The sequence below is a fragment of the Streptomyces sp. NPDC059787 genome (assembly GCF_042732315.1).
In the GTDB taxonomy this organism is placed as follows: Bacteria; Actinomycetota; Actinomycetes; order Streptomycetales; family Streptomycetaceae; genus Streptomyces; species Streptomyces atrovirens.
Map to the genome: position 1 here is coordinate 1 of NZ_JBHWHX010000022.1, position 17,800 is coordinate 17,800.

The window sequence follows — 17,800 nt, forward strand, 5'->3', positions numbered from 1 at the left end:
ACCCCCCAATCCCCCCGCGCCCCCCGCGGTTTGAAGTCGGGGCCATTGCGGGGGGGCGCCGGCCCCCCCGGGGCGGGGGCGCCCGCCGCGTGCTCCTGGTGCACCCCAGGAGCACGTTAGCTAAACTAAGCAAAAAGCTGTCTCATGGGGCGCCGGGAAGTCTGGTCGGCACACGATTCGTGCTGCCCGCCGACCAGAGGACCACCCCGTGACCACGCCCCGCACCCCCGGCCCCCGCAAGGCCTTCGGCCGTCTCTCCCTGCCCGAGCGGTCGTACGTCGCGGACGCGCTGCGCACCGAGACGGTCGGCGGCGTCCTGCTGCTCCTCGCCGCCGTCGCCGCGCTGATCTGGGCGAACGCACCCGGTCTGCACGGCAGCTACGAGAGCGTCAGCCACTTCCACTTCGGCCCCGAGGCCCTCGGGCTGAATCTGTCCGTCGCGCACTGGGCCGCCGACGGACTGCTCGCGGTCTTCTTCTTCGTCGCGGGGATCGAGCTCAAACGCGAACTCGTCGCCGGTGACCTGCGCGACCCCAAGGCCGCCGCGCTCCCCGTCGTCGCCGCCCTGTGCGGCATGGCCGTACCGGCGCTGGTCTACACGCTCACCAGCGGCGTGGGCGGCGGCTCCCTGGCCGGCTGGGCCGTGCCCACCGCCACCGACATCGCCTTCGCGCTCGCCGTGCTCGCCGTCATCGGGACCTCCCTGCCCAGCGCGCTGCGGGCCTTCCTGCTCACCCTCGCCGTCGTCGACGACCTGTTCGCCATCCTGATCATCGCGGTCTTCTTCACCGACGACCTGAACTTCGCGGCGCTCGGCGGCGCCGTCGCGGGCCTGGCCGTCTTCTGGCTGCTGCTGCGCAAGGGCGTACGCGGCTGGTACGTGTACGTGCCGCTCGCGCTGGTCGTGTGGGCGCTGATGTACAACAGCGGCATCCATGCCACCATCGCCGGTGTCGCCATGGGCCTGATGCTGCGCTGCCACCGTCACGAGGGCGAGGAGCACTCCCCCGGCGAGCACATCGAGCACCTCGTCCGGCCGCTCTCGGCGGGTCTCGCGGTGCCGCTGTTCGCTCTGTTCAGCGCGGGCGTGGCGATCTCCGGCGGCGCCCTCGCGGACGTGTTCACCCAGCCCGAGACGCTCGGCGTGGTGCTCGGACTCGTCGTCGGCAAGACGCTCGGCATCTTCGGCGGTACGTGGCTGACGGCACGCTTCACCAGGGCGTCGCTCAGTGACGACCTCGCCTGGGCGGACGTGTTCGCGGTGGCGACCCTCGCCGGGATCGGTTTCACCGTCTCGCTGCTCATCGGAGAACTCGCCTTCGAGGACGACGCGTCGATGACCGACAGCGTCAAGGCGGCCGTCCTGGCCGGCTCGCTGATCGCCACCGCCGTCGCGACCGTGCTGCTGAAGATACGCAACGCCAGGTACCGCAGGCTGTTCGAGGAGGAGGAGCGCGACGAGGACCTCAGCGGCATACCTGACGTCTACGAACAGGACGACCCGGCGTACCACCTGCGCATGGCGGAGATCCACGAGCGGAAGGCCGCCGAGCACCGGCGGCTCGCCCGGGAGAAGGCCGCCGAGCGGGACGCGCTTGCCGAAGTGACGGGCGGGGCAGGCGAGGAGCACGACGGTCCGGCATGATCTGACGAGACGGTACAAAAGACTGAACCGTACGCGCGGACACAGAAGCGTACGCAGGAGAGGGAGACCGCGATGAGCGCACCCGACGGCAGCCCGGTCGGCGCCGAACGCAGCATCGGCCAGCTGTTCGCCTCGGCGACGGCCGACATGTCGGCGCTGGTGCACGACGAGATCGCGCTGGCGAAGGCGCAGCTCAAGCAGGACGTCAAGCGGGGTGCGACCAGCGGCGGCGCGTTCACGGCGGCCGGTGTGCTGCTCGTGTTCTCCCTGCCGATGCTGAACTTCGCGCTGGCCTACGGCATCCGCACCTGGAGCGGCTGGAACCTCGCCCTCTGCTTCCTGCTGTCCTTCACGGCGAACGTGCTGATCGCGTTGTTCCTCGCGCTGATCGGCGTCGTCTTCGCGAAGAAGGCGAAGAAGGGCCGGGGCCCGCAGAAGGTCGCCGCCTCCGTGAAGGAGACGGCGGGCGTGCTGCAGAAGGCCAAGCCGCACCCGCGCCCCGAACTGCCCGAGGACCGGGTCCCCCAGGCCATCGAGGCTGTGGCACGCTCGTCTTCATGACGGATCCCGCCACCCCTCCGGCGCAGCCCGCTTCGGTCGTACGCCTCGACATCCCGGGCGGCACCGGACTGACGCACCGGGACGTCGCCGCCAACGGCGCCCGCTTCCACATCGCGGAGCTCGGCGACGGTCCCCTGGTGCTGCTGCTGCACGGCTTCCCGCAGTTCTGGTGGACCTGGCGGCACCAGCTGACGGCGCTCGCCGACGCCGGTTTCCGGGCCGTCGCCATGGACCTGCGGGGTGTCGGCGGCAGCGACCGCACACCGCGCGGCTACGACCCGGCCAACCTCGCGCTGGACATCACCGGGGTGATCCGCTCCCTCGGCGAGCCGGACGCCGCGCTGGTCGGGCACGACCTGGGCGGCTATCTGGCGTGGACGGCCGCGGCGATGCGCCCCAAGCTCGTACGGCGGCTCGCGGTCGCCTCCATGCCGCATCCGCGGCGCTGGCGCTCGGCGCTGGTCTCCGACGCCAGGCAGTCCGCCGCCCTGTCCCACGTCTGGGGATTCCAGCGGCCCTGGATCCCGGAGCGCCGGCTCACCGCGGACGACGGCGCGCTGGTGGCCGAGCTCATCCGGGACTGGTCCGGGCCGCACCTGCCGGACGAGGAGGCGCTGGAGAACTACCGGCGGGCGATGTGCATCCCGTCCACGGCGCACTGCTCGATCGAGCCGTACCGCTGGATGGTGCGCTCCCTGGCCCGCCCGGACGGCATCCAGTTCAACCGCAGGATGAAGCGCCCGGTGCGGGTGCCGACGCTGCATCTGCACGGCTCACTGGACCCGGTGGTGCGCACGCGCAGTGCCGCGGGGTCCGGGGAGTACGTCGAAGCGCCGTACCGCTGGCGGTTGTTCGACGGGCTGGGGCACTTCCCGCACGAGGAGGACCCGGTCACTTTCTCCACCGAACTGATCAATTGGCTGAAGGATCCCGAACCCGATCGGTGACCGAATCGAGCGCTCGTCTGACGATCGGCCAATTGCCCGGCGCATAGGCCAATTGAGGGCGCGCGAGGCGGTTATCGACCTTGGGGCGGGGGCAGACGTCGGGGTATGGGCTGGACGCACGACTACAGTGACGCAAGCCGCGACCGCCGCACGGCGGGCGGTATGGGTTCCCACCAGCGAGGCGGTGCACCACAGATGGCAGGTACGGACCTCAGGGTGGGAATCCCGCGCATCCTCCGCCGCAGGGCGCGTTGGGTCTCCGTCCGCCTGCGCCACCCCCGCGGCTGACCTCCGACCTCACCTCACAGCGCGCAACTGTCGCTGTCCACCTGCTGGTTCGCGCTGCGGCCCGCGGCGATGTCCTTCTGGATCTCGTCCACGGTGAGCGCGTAACCCGTCTCGGCGTCGTCGAGCGACTTCGCGAAGACCACGCCGTAGACCTCCCCCTCCGGGGTGAGCAGCGGGCCGCCCGAGTTGCCCTGACGGACCGTCGCGTACAGGGAGTACACGTCACGGCGGACCGTTCCGCGGTGGTAGATGTCGGGGCCGTTGGCCGTGATGCGTCCGCGCAGGCGCGCGGCGCGGACGTCGTACGCCCCGTTCTCAGGGAAGCCGGCGACGATCGCGCCGTCGCCGCTGCTCGCGTCCTCGGTGGTGAACCGCAGCGCGGGCGCCTTCAGATCGGGTACGTCGAGGACGGCGATGTCGCGCCTCCAGTCGTAGAGGACGACCGTCGCGTCGTACTTCCTGCCCTCGCCGCCTATCTGCACGGTCGGCTCGTCGACGCCGCCCACGACATGCGCGTTGGTCATGACGCGGCGCTCGGCGAAGACGAAGCCGGTGCCCTCCAGGACCTTGCCGCAGCTCACGGCGGTGCCCATCACCTTGACGATGGAGCGCTGCGCGCGCAGGGCGACGGGACTGCTCGCCAGAGCCGGGTCCGGGGGCTGTACGTCCGTGATCGGCTCGCTGGCGAAAGGGCTGAAGACCTGCGGAAAGCCGTTCTGCGCGAGGACGGAGGAGAAGTCGGCGAACCAGGTGTCGGCCTCGCCGGGCAGCGCCCGGGAGACACCGAGCAGCACCTTGGAGCCGCGGACCTCCTTGCCGAGCGTCGGCAGCGTCGTACCGGCGAGGGCCGAGCCGATCAGCCAGGCGACCAGGAGCATCGCGACGACGTTGACGAGTGCGCCGCCCGTCGCGTCCAGCGCGCGGGCCGGGGACCAGGTGATGTAGCGGCGCAGTCTGTTGCCGAGGTGGGTGGTCAGGGCCTGGCCGACGGAGGCGCAGACTATGACGACGACGACCGCGACGACGGCGGCCGTCGTACCGACCTCGGAGTCGTCCGTCAGGGCGTCCCAGATGACGGGCAGCGTGTAGACGGCGGCGAGACCGCCGCCCAGGAAGCCGATCACCGACAGGATGCCGACGACGAAGCCCTGGCGGTAGCCGACGACCGCGAACCACACGGCGGCGAGGAGCAACAGGATGTCCAGCACGTTCACCGCTTCAAGCCTCGCCTCGTCCGACCCAGCACGGCGCCCACCCTGTCACGACCGCCAGTCCAGCGGGACCCGCCTGTCCCGGTCCCAGGGCCGCTCCCACCCCGCGAAGTGCAGCAACCGGTCGATGACCCCGGCGGTGAAGCCCCATACGAGGGCCGATTCGACCAGGAACGCCGGGCCCTGGTAACCGCTGGGGTGGACCGTGGTCACACGGTTGTCCGGGTGGGTGAGATCCGCCACCGGGACGGTGAACACCCGCGCGGTCTCGTTCGGGTCGACGACCCCCACCGGACTGGGTACGCGCCACCAGCCGAGCACGGGTGTGACGACGAAGCCGCTGACCGGGATGTAGAGCTTCGGCAGTACGCCGAAGAGCTGGACGCCGGACGGGTCGAGCCCGGTCTCCTCCTCGGCCTCGCGCAGGGCGGCCCGCAGCGGGCCGTCGCCCCGCGGGTCGCCGTCCTCGGGGTCGAGGGCGCCACCGGGGAAGGACGGCTGTCCGGCGTGCGAGCGCAGTGAGCTGGCGCGCTCCATGAGCAGCAGCTCCGGGCCGCGCTCGCCGTCACCGTCGCCGAAGAGGATGAGGACGGCGGACTGGCGCCCCGTGCCGTTCTCCGGGGGTAGGAAGCGGCTCAGCTGTGTCGGTCCGACCGTCTCCGCCGCGTGGACCACCGGGTCCAGCCAGGAGGGCAGCCCTTCCCTGCTGAGCGTCACCGGGCCGCCCTGGGTACCGCTCGTCCGCGTCATCGCCACCCCCGTCGTCCGGCCGCGTCCCACGGGTCCAACGCCCGGCGGCCCCGAGATCGTTCCGCCCGCCGCCGTCGCGTGTGCGGCCCCGTCATCCGGCCCCCAGCGGCGGCGCGGGCCTGCCGCCCGCGTCCAGGTAGGCCTGCGGAGGATTCAGCCGCTGGCCCGGGAGGCCACCCTTCTCGTACTTGAGCAGTTTCTTCGCCTTCTCCGGGTCCGTCTCGCCCTCGCCGTACGCCGGGCAGAGCGGCGCGATGGGACAGGCGCCGCAGGCGGGCTTGCGGGCGTGGCAGATGCGGCGGCCGTGCCAGATGACGTGGTGGGACAGGTCGGTCCAGTCGCTCTTGGGGAAGAGCGCGCCGACGGCCGCCTCGATCTTGTCGGGGTCGGTCTCCCCGGTCCAGCGCCAGCGGCGCACCAGGCGCTGGAAGTGGGTGTCCACGGTGATTCCTGGACGTCCGAACGCGTTGCCGAGCACCACGAAGGCGGTCTTGCGGCCGACGCCGGGCAGTTTGACGAGGTCCTCGAGCCGGCCGGGCACCTCGCCGCCGAAGTCCTCCGCGAGCACCTTCGACAGGCCTATGACCGACTTGGTCTTGGCCCGGAAGAAGCCGGTGGGGCGCAGGATCTCCTCCACCTCCTCGGGGTTGGCGGCGGCCAGGTCCTCGGGGGTGGGGTACTTCGCGAAGAGGGCGGGGGTCGTCTGGTTGACGCGCAGGTCGGTGGTCTGGGCCGACAGCACGGTGGCGACGACGAGTTGGAAGGGGTTCTCGAAGTCCAGCTCCGGGTGGGCGTACGGGAACACCTCGGCGAGCTCGCGGTTGATCCGGCGCGCGCGGCGGACCAGCGCGGTGCGCGACTCGTCCCCGGCCGGCTTGACGACGGTCTTCGCCGGGGCGGCCTTCACGGAGGCGGTCGCCTTCTCGGGGGCGACGAGCGGCTCCTTGGCGGCGGCCGTCTTCCTGGCGGCGGCCGTCTTCTTCGCCCCGGTCGTCTTCTTCGCCGCCGTTTTTTTCATCCGCGCGTCCGTCTCCTCGGCCGCCTCGGCCGCCCCGCTCGCGCGGGTCGTCGGTTTCTTCTTCAACGGCGGCCTCTTTGTCGTTTTCGCCGTTTCCCTACCGCCATCGGAGCCCTGTTCGCCCACAGCGGAATCGCGACGTACACCCACTCCCACAGCTCCCTAGGCCTGTGCTCTCACCGGCGAATTGGACACCCGGCCAGCCTACGGCCCGGCACCGACATCCGCCCCGGACCCCGAAGATCGGCGTCCAATCGGACCCCTGCCGCTTACCCCGACCGGCCCGTACGGCATCCTTGTGACAGATCACACTGTTTGGACCGTCCGGCAAAATGGGAACCACGGTCCCCTGGTACGTGGGGGAACAAGCTCCCCTGAGCAGGTCGACAAGGAGAGAACTCGTGGACGACGTTCTGCGGCGGAATCCGCTCTTCGCGGCGCTCGACGACGAGCAGGCCGCCGAGCTTCGCGCCTCCATGAGTGAGGTGACCCTCGCACGGGGCGACTCCCTGTTCCACGAGGGCGACCCCGGTGACCGCCTGTACGTGGTCACCGAGGGCAAGGTCAAGCTGCACCGCACGTCCCCCGACGGCCGCGAGAACATGCTCGCCGTGGTCGGTCCGGGCGAGCTGATCGGTGAGCTGTCGCTGTTCGACCCCGGTCCGCGCACCGCGACCGCCACGGCGCTCACCGAGGTCAAGCTGCTGGCCCTGGGCCACGGCGACCTGACGCCCTGGCTGAGCGCCCGCCCCGAGGTGGCCACGGCGCTGCTGCGGGCCGTCGCGCGGCGGCTGCGCAAGACCAACGACGCGATGTCGGACCTGGTCTTCTCGGACGTCCCGGGCCGTGTCGCGCGCGCCCTGCTGGACCTCTCCCGGCGCTTCGGCGTGCAGTCCGAGGAGGGCATCCACGTCGTGCACGACCTCACGCAGGAGGAGCTGGCCCAGCTGGTCGGCGCGTCCCGCGAGACGGTCAACAAGGCCCTGGCGGACTTCGCCCAGCGCGGCTGGCTCCGCCTGGAGGCCCGTGCGGTGATCCTCCTGGACGTCGAGCGCCTCGCGAAGCGCTCCCGCTGACACCCGGACAAGGCGAGGCCCCGCTTCCTGTGGGAAGCGGGGCCTCGCCTTGTCCGCGGGCTAAATGATGCCGTGTTCCCGCAGGTACTCCAGTTGGGCGCGGACGGAGAGCTCCGCGGCCGGCCACAGGGAGCGGTCGACGTCGGCGTAGACGTGGGCGACGACCTCGGACGGGGTGCGGTGGCCGTCCTCGACGGCCGTCTCGACCTGGGCGAGGCGGTGGGCGCGGTGGGCGAGGTAGAACTCGACGGCGCCCTGGGCGTCCTCCAGGACGGGCCCGTGGCCGGGCAGCACCGTGTGGACGCCGTCGTCGACCGTGAGCGACCTGAGCCGGCGCAGCGTGTCCAGGTAGTCGCCGAGGCGGCCGTCGGGGTGGGCCACGACGGTCGTACCGCGCCCCAGGACGGTGTCGCCCGTGAGGACCGCCCGGTCGGCCGGGAGATGGAAGCACAGGGAGTCGGCCGTGTGGCCGGGGGTCGGTACGACCCTCAGCTCCATGCCTCCGACGGTGATGACGTCCCCGGCGGCCAGCCCCTCGTCGCCGAGCCGCAGCGCCGGGTCCAGTGCCCGCACCTTCGTGCCGGTCAGCTCGGCGAAACGGGCGGCGCCCTCGGCGTGGTCGGGGTGACCGTGCGTCAGCAGGGTGAGGGCGACGCGCTTTCCGGCCTGCTCGGCGGTCCCGACGACGTGCCGCAGGTGTCCGTCGTCCAGCGGGCCGGGGTCGACCACGACGGCGAGGTCGGAGTCCGGTTCCGACAGGATCCAGGTGTTGGTGCCGTCCAGGGTCATCGCGGAGGGGTTGGGGGCCAGCACGTTGACGGCACGCGCGGTGGCGGGGCCGGAGAGGACACCGCCCCGCGGCTGGCCCGGCAGGGTGCTCGCGTCCGTCATGCGGGGGCTCCACCGGTCGGGATGTGCTTGGTGAACTCGTCGTGCCCCGGCCAGGAGAGCACGATCTCGCCCTCCACCAGGCGCGCGGTGGCCAGCACCGGCGTGAGGTCCCGCGCGGGCGCCGCGTCGAGCACCTCCGCGGCCGTTCCGTACGCCGTGAGCCGGCGCAGCGTCGCGATGGTCGGGGGCATCATCAGCAGCTCGCCCCGGTCGTACCCCTCGGCCGCCGCGCGGGGTGTGATCCACACCGTGCGGTCGGCCTCCGTGGAGGCGTTGCGGGTGCGCTGGCCCTCGGGGAGCGCGGCGACGAAGAACCAGGTGTCGTAGCGACGGGGCTCGAACTCGGGGGTGATCCAGCGCGTCCACGCGCCGAGCAGGTCCGAGCGCAGGACCAGCCCGCGGCGGTCCAGGAACTCCGCGAAGGACGTCTCCCGCGCGACGAGCGCGGCACGGTCGGCCTCCCAGTCGTCACCGGTCGTGTCACCGACCACGGAGTCGGGGGTGGGCCCGGCGAGCAGGACGCCGGCCTCCTCGTACGTCTCCCGCACGGCCGCGCAGACGATCGCCTGGGCCCCCGTCCCGTCGACGCCGAGCCGGTCCGCCCACCACGCGCGCGTGGGGCCCGCCCAGCGGACGTGCCGGTCGTCGTCCCGCGGGTCGACGCCGCCGCCGGGATAGGCGTACGCGCCGCCCGCGAACGCCATGGACGTACGCCGGCGCAGCATGTGCACGGCGGGCCCGTCGCCGGTGTCCTTGAGCAGCATGACGGTGGCCGCGCGCCTCGGCACGACCGGCGTGAGACCGCCGTCCGCCAGCGCACGGATCCGCTCCGGCCACTCGGGCGGGTACCACTGCCCGCCGGCCTGCGCATTCACCATGGCCGGAGGCTATCCCGTGACGGGCGGATGTTCGAGTGCCCAGGGGGTACGGCGGGACCACCGAGCAGCGTACGGACACGGGACGGGCCCCGCGCGGAGGCGCTACAAACGTGGGGCGGGCCCTGCGCGAAGGGCAGCCGACGCCGCGCGAAGGCGCTACGGACACAAGGCGGGCCCGCGCGGAGGGCGTCCGGCGCCGACCGCCGAGGTACGGCGGCAGCACCGGCACCTCCCGCGCGGTGCGCACTGACGCCCCCGCGCGGTGCGCACCGGCGACCGGTACGGACACGCCGACGGGACGAACCCTGCCGTAAGGCGAACCCCGCCGACGGGGCGGACCCGGCCGGTCGAGGGCTACGCCTCCGTGAGTTCCACCTGGATCTCGACCTCCACCGGAGCGTCCAGGGGCAGTACCGCGACGCCCACCGCGCTGCGGGCGTGGACGCCCTTGTCGCCGAGGACCTCGCCGAGCAGCTCGCTCGCGCCGTTGAGGACGGCCGGCTGGCCGGTGAAGTCCGCGGCGGAGGCCACGAAGCCGACGACCTTCACCACGCGCGCCACCCGGTCCAGGTCCCCGGCGACGGACTTGACCGCGGCGAGGGCGTTCAGCGCGCAGGTGCGCGCCAGCTCCTTCGCCTCCTCCGGGGTGACCTCCGCGCCGACCTTCCCGGTCAGCGGAAGCTTGCCCTCCACCATGGGCAGCTGGCCGGCGGTGAAGACGTACCGCCCCGACCGCACGGCCGGCTGGTACGCGGCCAGCGGCGGGACGACCTCCGGCAGGCTCAGGCCCAGCTCGGCCAGTTTCGCCTCGACGGCGCTCACGCCTGCTTCTCGCGCTTCAGGTAGGCCACCAGCTGCTCGGGGTTGTTCGGCCCGGGCACGACCTGGACGAGCTCCCAGCCGTCCTCGCCCCAGGTGTCCAGAATCTGCTTCGTTGCGTGGACGAGCAGCGGCACAGTCGCGTATTCCCACTTGGTCATGCGGCCGACTCTAGCCCCCGCCAGGGTGGGACGCGGCCCCCGTCCCGCCCCCTCGCGCGGGGCGCGACGTCCGGGAACCGCCACCCGGAGCCGCCGGGGCGCGCGGCGAGCATTTAGGCTCGAAGGCGTGAGCAGGCTCCAGGTCGTCAGTGGCAAGGGCGGAACCGGCAAGACCACGGTGGCCGCGGCCCTCGCGCTGGCCCTGGCCACGGAGGGGAAGCGGACGCTCCTCGTCGAGGTCGAGGGCCGCCAGGGAATCGCGCAACTCTTCGAAACGGAGGCGCTGCCCTACGAGGAACGGAAGATCGCCGTCGCTCCGGGAGGCGGCGAGGTGTACGCCCTCGCCATAGACGCCGAGCTGGCCCTCCTGGACTACCTCCAGATGTTCTACAAGCTCGGCAGCGCCGGCCGGGCCCTCAAGAAGCTCGGCGCGATCGACTTCGCCACCACCATCGCGCCCGGCGTGCGGGACGTCCTGCTCACCGGCAAGGCGTGCGAGGCGGTGCGCCGCAAGGACAAGCACGGGCGGTTCGTCTACGACTACGTCGTGATGGACGCCCCGCCGACCGGCCGCATCACCCGCTTCCTCAACGTCAACGACGAGGTCGCCGGGCTCGCCAAGATCGGCCCGATACACAATCAGGCGCAGGCGGTCATGCGGGTGCTGAAATCGCCGGAGACGGCCGTGCACCTGGTGACGCTGCTGGAGGAGATGCCGGTCCAGGAGACCGCCGACGGCATCGCGGAACTGCGCGCCGCGCGGCTGCCGGTGGGACGGGTCGTGGTGAACATGGTCCGGCCGGAGGTGCTGGACGGGGACGGCCTGGAACTCGCGGCGGCGGTCCCTCGTTCCTCCATCGCGCGGGCACTGTCGTCCGCCGGCCTCGGTGGCGCGCGGCGCGGGGGACACGCCGAGCGGCTGGTGGACCCGTTGCTCGCGCAGGCGGAGGAGTACGCCGAGCGGTACGCGCTGGAGACCGAGCAGCGCGCCGTGCTGGCGGACCTCGACGTGCCGTTGCACGAGCTTCCGCTGCTCGCGGAGGGCATGGACCTGGCCGGCCTGTACCAACTGGCCAGGGAGCTGCGCGAACAGGGCATGTCATGACCGGGCACCGCGCCCGTGCGTCCCGGCCCCGCACCGGTCGTCACCTCTGTCACCACCGTCGTACCGGTCCCACCACGCACCACCGCAGCCACCGCCGTACCGACCCCGTCACGGGTCGGAAGCACCGGAAGCAGGGGATGTCATGAGCCGTCGTCCGGAACCGGCGCAGGACCGGGACCCGGCCCGTCACCGCCTCTCCCCCACCCGCACGCTCGACGTCGACCCGCTGATCGAGGACCCCGCCACCCGGATCGTGGTGTGCTGCGGTTCGGGCGGGGTCGGCAAGACGACCACCGCGGCGGCGCTCGGCCTGCGCGCGGCCGAGCGGGGGCGCAAGGTGGTGGTCCTCACCATCGACCCGGCCCGCCGGCTCGCCCAGTCCATGGGCATCGACTCGCTCGACAACACCCCGCGCCGGGTGAAGGGCGTCGACGACTCCGCGGGCGGCGAACTGCACGCGATGATGCTCGACATGAAGCGCACCTTCGACGAGATCGTCGAGGGGCACGCGGACCCCGAGCGGGCCGCCGCGATCCTGGGCAACCCCTTCTACCAGTCGCTCTCGGCGGGCTTCGCGGGCACGCAGGAGTACATGGCGATGGAGAAGCTGGGCCAGTTGCGGTCCCGGGACGAGTGGGACCTCATCGTGGTCGACACCCCGCCCTCCCGTTCCGCCCTGGACTTCCTGGACGCCCCCAAGCGGCTCGGGTCCTTCCTCGACGGCAAGCTCATCCGCGTGCTGCTGGCCCCGGCGAAGGTCGGCGGCCGTGCGGGGATGAAGTTCCTGAACGTCGGGATGTCGATGATGACCGGCGTGCTGGGCAAGGTGCTCGGCGGCCAGTTGCTGAAGGACGTACAGACGTTCGTGGCCGCGATGGACTCGATGTTCGGCGGGTTCCGTACGCGCGCGGACGCCACGTACAAGCTGCTCCAGGCGCCCGGGACGGCGTTCCTGGTGGTGGCGGCCCCGGAGCGGGACGCGCTGCGCGAGGCCGCGTACTTCGTGGAGCGGCTGGCGGCGGAGGAGATGCCGCTGGCCGGGCTGGTGCTCAACCGGGTGCACGGCAGCGGCGCGGACCGGCTGTCGGCCGAGCGGGCGCTGGCCGCCGCGGAAAATCTTGAGGACTCCCGCATTGTGGATCAGGTGGACGGGAAAGCTGGACTTCGTAACTCTCCCGAAACGTACGGCAGTTCAGAATCCCCGGCTCCCACCGGATCCTCCTCTCCCACCGGATCCCCCGCGCACACCGAAGACACGGCCGGCGCCGACGGCCCGGAAGCCACGGAAACGGACGCCGACGCGGACCGGTCCGTCGACCGGCTCACCGCGGGCCTGCTGCGGCTGCACGCCGAGCGGATGCGGCTGCTCTCGCGCGAGCAGCGCACACGCGACCGCTTCACCGCGCTCCACCCCGAGGTGGCGGTGACCGAGGTGGCCGCGCTGCCCGGCGATGTGCACGACCTCGCGGGACTGCGGGACATCGGCGACCGGCTCGCGACCGACCGGCCGGAGCTGCCCGGGACGCCCTAGACCAGGACCGCGGGGAAAAGAGGAAGCAGGGGAACGCGAGAACCCCCGAAGGCCCTCAGCTCACCGCCGCGTAGTTCTCGTACACCTCGTCGTCGTTGAGCGGTACGACACCCGGCCCCCGCTCGTACTCCGAGCGCGCGGTCTCCAGCAGCCTGCGCCAGGAGGTCACGGTCGGCCGCCGGCGCAGCAGCGCGCGGCGTTCACGCTCCGTCATGCCTCCCCATACGCCGAACTCGACGCGGTTGTCGAGCGCATCGGCCAGGCATTCAGTACGTACCGGACATCCGGTGCACACCGCCTTGGCCCTGTTCTGCGCTGCTCCCTGAACGAACAGTTCATCCGGATCGGTAGTGCGGCAGGCGGCCTGCGCACTCCAGTCGGTAACCCAGCCCATACCGGCGCCGTCCTCTCCCGAATCGAGGCTCCCCCACGGCGGCAGCGGCATATTCACCGCCGCCAGTTGAGGACGTTACGGAAGGTGGGCACAGCGCAACACCCCCAGCGGGCCCAATCTTGAATGGTCCGAACGGACTATGGGTAAGCGGCAGATCACCCGGGGGAGTGAGGGGACGACATGCGTGACGAACCCGGCATTTCAGGTCAGTTCAGTTGCGTCACAACGGACACCGCATGACACACGAGGCGGATCCGGACACGGACTCAACATCCCTCGACGCCAACTCGTACGAAAAAAATCGAGGAGATCCGGAACGATTCGGGGTCACCGGACGTATTGATACGTGGCCTCACTGCTGTGACAGTTGAGAGCAGCTTAGGCCAAGGCATATACGCTTGTCCGGCGAATGAGAACGTAGGCTGCTCCCATGCCAAAGAAGCGCTCGGGCGGTGGTCTGTCTCCCGCACAGCAGGCCGCCAAGTTCCTCGGTGTCAGTGTCCTCGCGGGGGCCGTCATGGCCGGCATCGCGCTGCCCGCCGTGGGCGCGCTGGGTCTGGCGGCCAAGGGATCGGTGGAGAGCTTCGACGAGCTCCCGGCCAACCTCAAGACGCCGCCGCTGAGCCAGCGCACCACCATCCTCGACGCCGACGGCGGCCAGATCGCCACCGTCTACTCGCGCGACCGCACGGTGGTCGACCTCAAGGGCATCTCGCCGTACATGCAGAAGGCGATCGTCGCGATCGAGGACTCGCGCTTCTACGAGCACGGCGCGATCGACCTCAAGGGCGTCCTGCGCGCGCTCAACAAGAACGCGCGCAGCGGCGAGGTCTCCGAGGGCGCCTCCACGCTCACGCAGCAGTACGTGAAGAACGTCTTCGTCGAGGAGGCGGGCGACGACCCGACGAAGGTCGCGCAGGCCACCCAGCAGACCATCGGCCGCAAGATCGCCGAACTGAAGTACGCGATCCAGGTCGAGGAGGAGCTGGGCAAGAAGAAGATCCTCGAGAACTATCTGAACATCACCTTCTTCGGCCAGCAGGCGTACGGCGTCGAGGCCGCCTCCCAGCGCTACTTCTCCAAGCACGCCAAGGACCTCAACCTCCAGGAGGCCGCCCTCCTCGCCGGCCTCGTCCAGTCACCGAGCCGCTACGACCCGGTCAACGACGAGGCGGAGGCGAAGAAGCGGCGCAATGTCGTCATCCAGCGGATGGCCCAGGTCGGCGCCGTCTCGCAGACGGAGGCCGCCGAGGCGGCGAAGGCCCCGCTGGGCCTGAAGGTCAGCAAGCCGAAGAACGGCTGCATCACCGCGGTCGACGACGCCGGGTTCTTCTGCGACTACGTGCGGAACGTCTTCCTCAACGACCCGGTCTTCGGCAAGACCAAGGAGGACCGGGCCAGGACCTGGAACCAGGGCGGCCTGACCATCCGTACGACGCTCGACCCGCAGGCCCAGGGCTCCGTGCAGCAGTCGCTGAAGGACCACGTCAACACGAGCGACAAGGTCGCCGCCGCGACCACCCTCGTCGAACCCGGCACCGGCAAGATCGTGGCGATGGGGCAGTCGAAGCCGTACGGCACCAACGCCAAGCAGCACGAGACCGTGATCAACTACTCGGTCGACCTCGCCATGGGCGGCTCCAACTTCGGCTTCCCGACGGGTTCCACCTTCAAGCCGTTCGTGGCGGCGGCAGCGCTGGAGGAGGGCAGGCCGCCGACGCAGGCCTACTCCGCCCCGTACGAGATGCCGTACCCGGCGACCGTGCGCGGCTGCAACAAGCCCTGGGTGAACGACGGCGACTACAAGCTCGAGAACGAGAACGAGTCCGAGGTGGGGCCGTACGCGCTCAAGGACGCGATGGCCAAGTCGGTCAACACCTACTTCGTGCAGATGATCGAGGACATCGGCATGTGCCCCGTGGTGACGATGACCGACAAACTCGGCGTGGTCCAGGGCAACGGGGAGAAGATCCCCGAGGTGCCCTCCTCGATGACCCTCGGTTCCACCGGCCTCTCGCCGCTCACGATGGCGAGCGCGTACGCCGCCTTCGCCTCCCGGGGCATGTACTGCACGCCGGTCGCCATCGAGTCGATCACCCAGAAGGTCGGCAACGAGCAGAAGTCGCTCGAGGTCCCGAAGTCGACGTGCTCGCGCGCGATGAGCGAACAGACCGCGGACACGGTGAACACCCTGCTGCAGGGCGTGGTCGACTCCGGTACGGGTCAGGAGGCCGGCCTCAGCGACCGGGACAACGCCGGTAAGACGGGTACGACGGACGAGCGCAAGAACGCCTGGTTCGTCGGCTACACGCCGAACATGTCGGGCGCCGTGTGGGTGGGCAGCGCGAGCCAGAAGGTCGAGATGAAGAACATCACGATCGGCGGCCAGTACCACGCGCTCGTCTTCGGTGGCGCGGTCCCGGGCCCCATCTGGAAGGACGCCATGACCGGCGCCCTGTCGGGCAAGGAGTCCCCGTCCTTCAACCTCGTCAACATCCCGGACGCCCAGGACCGCGACGAGGACAAGGGCGACGGCAACCATGACGACGACGGCGACAACGGTGACAACGGCGACGGCGGTTTCATCGGCGGCCTGATCAGCGGCGGCAACGACAACGGGGGCGGCAACGGATCGGGCGGCACGGGAGACACCGAGCCGGACCCGGGCTTCTCCGCCCCTGAGGGCTTCATCCGAGGGGTGGGCAACGGCCCCGGAGGACGCGACTGACGGCCCCGGCCGGAGCCGGACACGTCGAACGGCCCCTTCCCCGCTGCTGTCGGGGAAGGGGCCGTTTCGACGTCATGACCGGAATGCGGGGAGGCCGGGCTCAGCGGGCCGTACGCGCTGCTCGGCCCGCCGTACGCGGCGGACCCGTGCGCACTGCTCGGCCCGCCGTACGCGGCACCGGAGCCGTCGGTCAGCCGGCCAGCAGCTTCTTCACCTCGGCGGCGACCCGGCCGCCCTCCGCCTGCCCGGCCACCTTCGGGTTCACGATCTTCATCACGGCACCCATGGCCCGCGGCCCCTCCGCACCCGCCGCCCTCGCCTCCTCGACGGCCTGGGCGACGATCGCGCTCAGCTCCTCGTCGGACAGCTGCTTGGGCAGGTACTGCGCCAGCACCTCGCCCTCCGCCTTCTCCCGCTCGGCCTGCTCGGAGCGGCCGCCCTGCGCGAAGGCCTCCGCCGCCTCGCGGCGCTTCTTCGCCTCACGGGTGATCACCTTCTGCACCTCGTCGTCGGAGAGCTCGCGCTTCTCCTTGCCCGCGACCTCCTCCTTGGTGATCGCGGCGAGTGTCAGCCGGAGCGTCGAGGAGCGGAGCTCGTCGCGCCCCTTGATCGCGGCGTTGAGGTCATCCTGCAGCTTCGACTTGAGCGTGGTCATGGCTCGATTGTCGCAGGTACGCGACGACGAACGCCTACTGATTTAAGGCCCTGTTCCCCCCGGGGGTCCCCCGGGGCCGTGCGGAGGGACCCCGTCGGATCTGACACGATGGGCCCATGCGCGCGCGATACGGAATCCCCCTGGGAATCACGGCGGCCGGCGCCGCCGGGCTGCTGTACGCGGCGGGCTTCGAGGCCCGCTCCTTCCGCCTCCGACGGGTGACCGTCCCCGTCCTCCCGTCCGGGATGCGCCCCCTGCGCGTGCTCCAGGTCTCCGACATCCACATGGTCGGCGGCCAGCGCAAGAAGCAGCGCTGGCTGCGCTCCCTGGCGGGCCTGCGCCCCGACTTCGTGCTCAACACGGGCGACAACCTGTCCGACCCCGAGGGCGTGCCGGAGGTCCTCGACGCGCTCGGCCCCCTGATGGAGTTCCCGGGCGCGTACGTCTTCGGCTCCAACGACTACTACGGCCCCACCCTGCGCAACCCCGGCCGCTACCTGGTCGAGAAGGTCCAGGGCCGCCACGGCCTGAACGGCAACGCCCAGGCGGTCGGCGTGGTCCACAACCCGTGGGAGGACCTGCGGGACGGCTTCGACACGGCCGGCTGGCTGAACCTGACGAACACCAGGGGCACCCTGAAGATCGAGGGCACGTCGATCGAACTGACCGGCCTGGACGACCCGCACATCAAGCGCGACCGGTACGCGGAGGTCTCGGGCGGCCCGTCGGACGGGGCGGACTTCTCGATGGGCGTCGTCCACGCCCCGTACCTGCGTGCCCTGGACGCCTTCACGGCCGACGGCTACCCGCTGGTCCTGGCCGGCCACACCCACGGCGGCCAGCTCTGCATCCCCTTCTACGGCGCCCTGGTCACCAACTGCGACCTGGACACGGACCGCGTGAAGGGCCTGTCCACGCACACGTCCGAGGGCCGCACGTCCTACCTCCACGTCTCCGCGGGCTGCGGCACCAGCCGCTACACCCCGGTCCGCTTCGCCTGCCCTCCGGAGGCGACGCTGCTGACCCTGGTCGGCCGGGACTGAGACCACCCGGCCGGGCCGGGACCACCTGTCTCAGCCCGGATCGAGACCCCCGGCCGGGCCGGGACCACCCGCCCCGGCCGGAACCGGGACCACCCGCCT

The 17,800-nt window shown here is 71.3% G+C and carries 18 protein-coding genes; 9 read left to right on the forward strand and 9 right to left on the reverse strand.

Annotation, left to right across the window (positions count from 1 at the left end; translation table 11 throughout):
- The first annotated feature begins 208 nt into the window (after window positions 1-208).
- The 4 genes from nhaA to ACFV5H_RS21380 all read left to right on the forward strand — a co-directional run bounded on the left by nhaA (window position 209) and on the right by ACFV5H_RS21380 (window position 3,441).
- Complete coding sequence (gene nhaA, locus ACFV5H_RS21365) at window positions 209-1,645, forward strand: Na+/H+ antiporter NhaA (protein WP_385059030.1); 1,437 nt, start codon at window positions 209-211, stop codon at window positions 1,643-1,645.
- A 72-nt stretch (window positions 1,646-1,717) separates the two neighbouring features.
- Entirely contained in the window at window positions 1,718-2,206 is a 489-nt protein-coding gene (locus ACFV5H_RS21370; protein WP_385196686.1) for a phage holin family protein, read from the forward strand.
- Window positions 2,203-3,153, forward strand: coding sequence for an alpha/beta fold hydrolase (locus ACFV5H_RS21375; RefSeq protein WP_385059024.1), 951 nt, complete (start codon window positions 2,203-2,205; stop codon window positions 3,151-3,153). Before ACFV5H_RS21370 ends, ACFV5H_RS21375 begins: the two co-directional genes overlap by 4 nt.
- Before the next feature lie 105 nt (window positions 3,154-3,258).
- Complete coding sequence (locus tag ACFV5H_RS21380) at window positions 3,259-3,441, forward strand: hypothetical protein (protein WP_073936676.1); 183 nt, start codon at window positions 3,259-3,261, stop codon at window positions 3,439-3,441.
- A 14-nt stretch (window positions 3,442-3,455) separates the two neighbouring features.
- Here ACFV5H_RS21380 and ACFV5H_RS21385 read toward each other — a convergent pair whose 3' ends face one another.
- The 3 genes from ACFV5H_RS21385 to nth all read right to left on the reverse strand — a co-directional run bounded on the left by ACFV5H_RS21385 (window position 3,456) and on the right by nth (window position 6,420).
- Window positions 3,456-4,655, reverse strand: a complete 1,200-nt coding sequence (locus tag ACFV5H_RS21385) for a MarP family serine protease (protein ID WP_385059022.1) — start codon at window positions 4,653-4,655, stop codon at window positions 3,456-3,458.
- Window positions 4,656-4,700: 45 nt separating this feature from the next.
- Entirely contained in the window at window positions 4,701-5,402 is a 702-nt protein-coding gene (locus tag ACFV5H_RS21390; protein ID WP_385059019.1) for an NUDIX hydrolase, read from the reverse strand.
- 91 nt (window positions 5,403-5,493) lie between these two features.
- Window positions 5,494-6,420 (reverse strand): endonuclease III, encoded by a 927-nt coding sequence (nth, locus tag ACFV5H_RS21395; RefSeq protein WP_385196790.1) that lies wholly within the window; start codon window positions 6,418-6,420, stop codon window positions 5,494-5,496.
- Window positions 6,421-6,821: 401 nt separating this feature from the next.
- Between nth and ACFV5H_RS21400 the strand changes: the two genes are divergently transcribed.
- Window positions 6,822-7,496, forward strand: a complete 675-nt coding sequence (locus ACFV5H_RS21400; protein WP_004928297.1) for a Crp/Fnr family transcriptional regulator — start codon at window positions 6,822-6,824, stop codon at window positions 7,494-7,496.
- A 60-nt stretch (window positions 7,497-7,556) separates the two neighbouring features.
- Here the strand turns inward: ACFV5H_RS21400 and ACFV5H_RS21405 are convergent, their stop codons facing one another.
- The 4 genes from ACFV5H_RS21405 to ACFV5H_RS21420 form a co-directional block, all read right to left on the reverse strand.
- Window positions 7,557-8,387 carry an MBL fold metallo-hydrolase gene (locus ACFV5H_RS21405; protein WP_385058915.1) on the reverse strand — a complete coding sequence of 277 codons (831 nt, stop codon included), beginning with the start codon at window positions 8,385-8,387 and terminating at the stop codon, window positions 7,557-7,559.
- Window positions 8,384-9,265: an NUDIX hydrolase gene (locus tag ACFV5H_RS21410; protein WP_385058913.1), complete on the reverse strand. Its 882-nt coding sequence runs from the start codon at window positions 9,263-9,265 to the stop codon at window positions 8,384-8,386. The genes ACFV5H_RS21405 and ACFV5H_RS21410 overlap by 4 nt, the downstream gene beginning before the upstream one ends.
- Before the next feature lie 354 nt (window positions 9,266-9,619).
- Complete coding sequence (locus ACFV5H_RS21415; RefSeq protein WP_073936669.1) at window positions 9,620-10,087, reverse strand: RidA family protein; 468 nt, start codon at window positions 10,085-10,087, stop codon at window positions 9,620-9,622.
- On the reverse strand, window positions 10,084-10,245 hold the full coding sequence (locus tag ACFV5H_RS21420; RefSeq protein ID WP_003975360.1) for a DUF4177 domain-containing protein: 162 nt from the start codon (window positions 10,243-10,245) through the stop codon (window positions 10,084-10,086). The genes ACFV5H_RS21415 and ACFV5H_RS21420 overlap by 4 nt, the downstream gene beginning before the upstream one ends.
- A gap of 127 nt (window positions 10,246-10,372) precedes the next feature.
- Here ACFV5H_RS21420 and ACFV5H_RS21425 point away from each other — a divergent pair, with 127 nt between their 5' ends.
- Together ACFV5H_RS21425 and ACFV5H_RS21430 are read left to right on the forward strand one after the other, a co-directional pair.
- Window positions 10,373-11,350 carry an ArsA family ATPase gene (locus ACFV5H_RS21425; RefSeq protein ID WP_385058911.1) on the forward strand — a complete coding sequence of 326 codons (978 nt, stop codon included), beginning with the start codon at window positions 10,373-10,375 and terminating at the stop codon, window positions 11,348-11,350.
- Window positions 11,351-11,492: 142 nt separating this feature from the next.
- Window positions 11,493-12,881: an ArsA family ATPase gene (locus ACFV5H_RS21430; protein WP_385196689.1), complete on the forward strand. Its 1,389-nt coding sequence runs from the start codon at window positions 11,493-11,495 to the stop codon at window positions 12,879-12,881.
- 55 nt (window positions 12,882-12,936) lie between these two features.
- Here ACFV5H_RS21430 and wblA read toward each other — a convergent pair whose 3' ends face one another.
- Window positions 12,937-13,275, reverse strand: coding sequence for a transcriptional regulator WblA (gene wblA, locus ACFV5H_RS21435; protein ID WP_201263129.1), 339 nt, complete (start codon window positions 13,273-13,275; stop codon window positions 12,937-12,939).
- Between the two features lie 430 nt (window positions 13,276-13,705).
- Here wblA and ACFV5H_RS21440 point away from each other — a divergent pair, with 430 nt between their 5' ends.
- Entirely contained in the window at window positions 13,706-16,003 is a 2,298-nt protein-coding gene (locus ACFV5H_RS21440) for a transglycosylase domain-containing protein (protein WP_385196691.1), read from the forward strand.
- A gap of 190 nt (window positions 16,004-16,193) precedes the next feature.
- Here the strand turns inward: ACFV5H_RS21440 and ACFV5H_RS21445 are convergent, their stop codons facing one another.
- Window positions 16,194-16,658, reverse strand: coding sequence for a GatB/YqeY domain-containing protein (locus tag ACFV5H_RS21445; protein WP_385196694.1), 465 nt, complete (start codon window positions 16,656-16,658; stop codon window positions 16,194-16,196).
- 116 nt (window positions 16,659-16,774) lie between these two features.
- Here ACFV5H_RS21445 and ACFV5H_RS21450 point away from each other — a divergent pair, with 116 nt between their 5' ends.
- Window positions 16,775-17,701, forward strand: coding sequence for a metallophosphoesterase (locus ACFV5H_RS21450; protein ID WP_385059522.1), 927 nt, complete (start codon window positions 16,775-16,777; stop codon window positions 17,699-17,701).
- Window positions 17,702-17,800 lie beyond the last annotated feature (99 nt).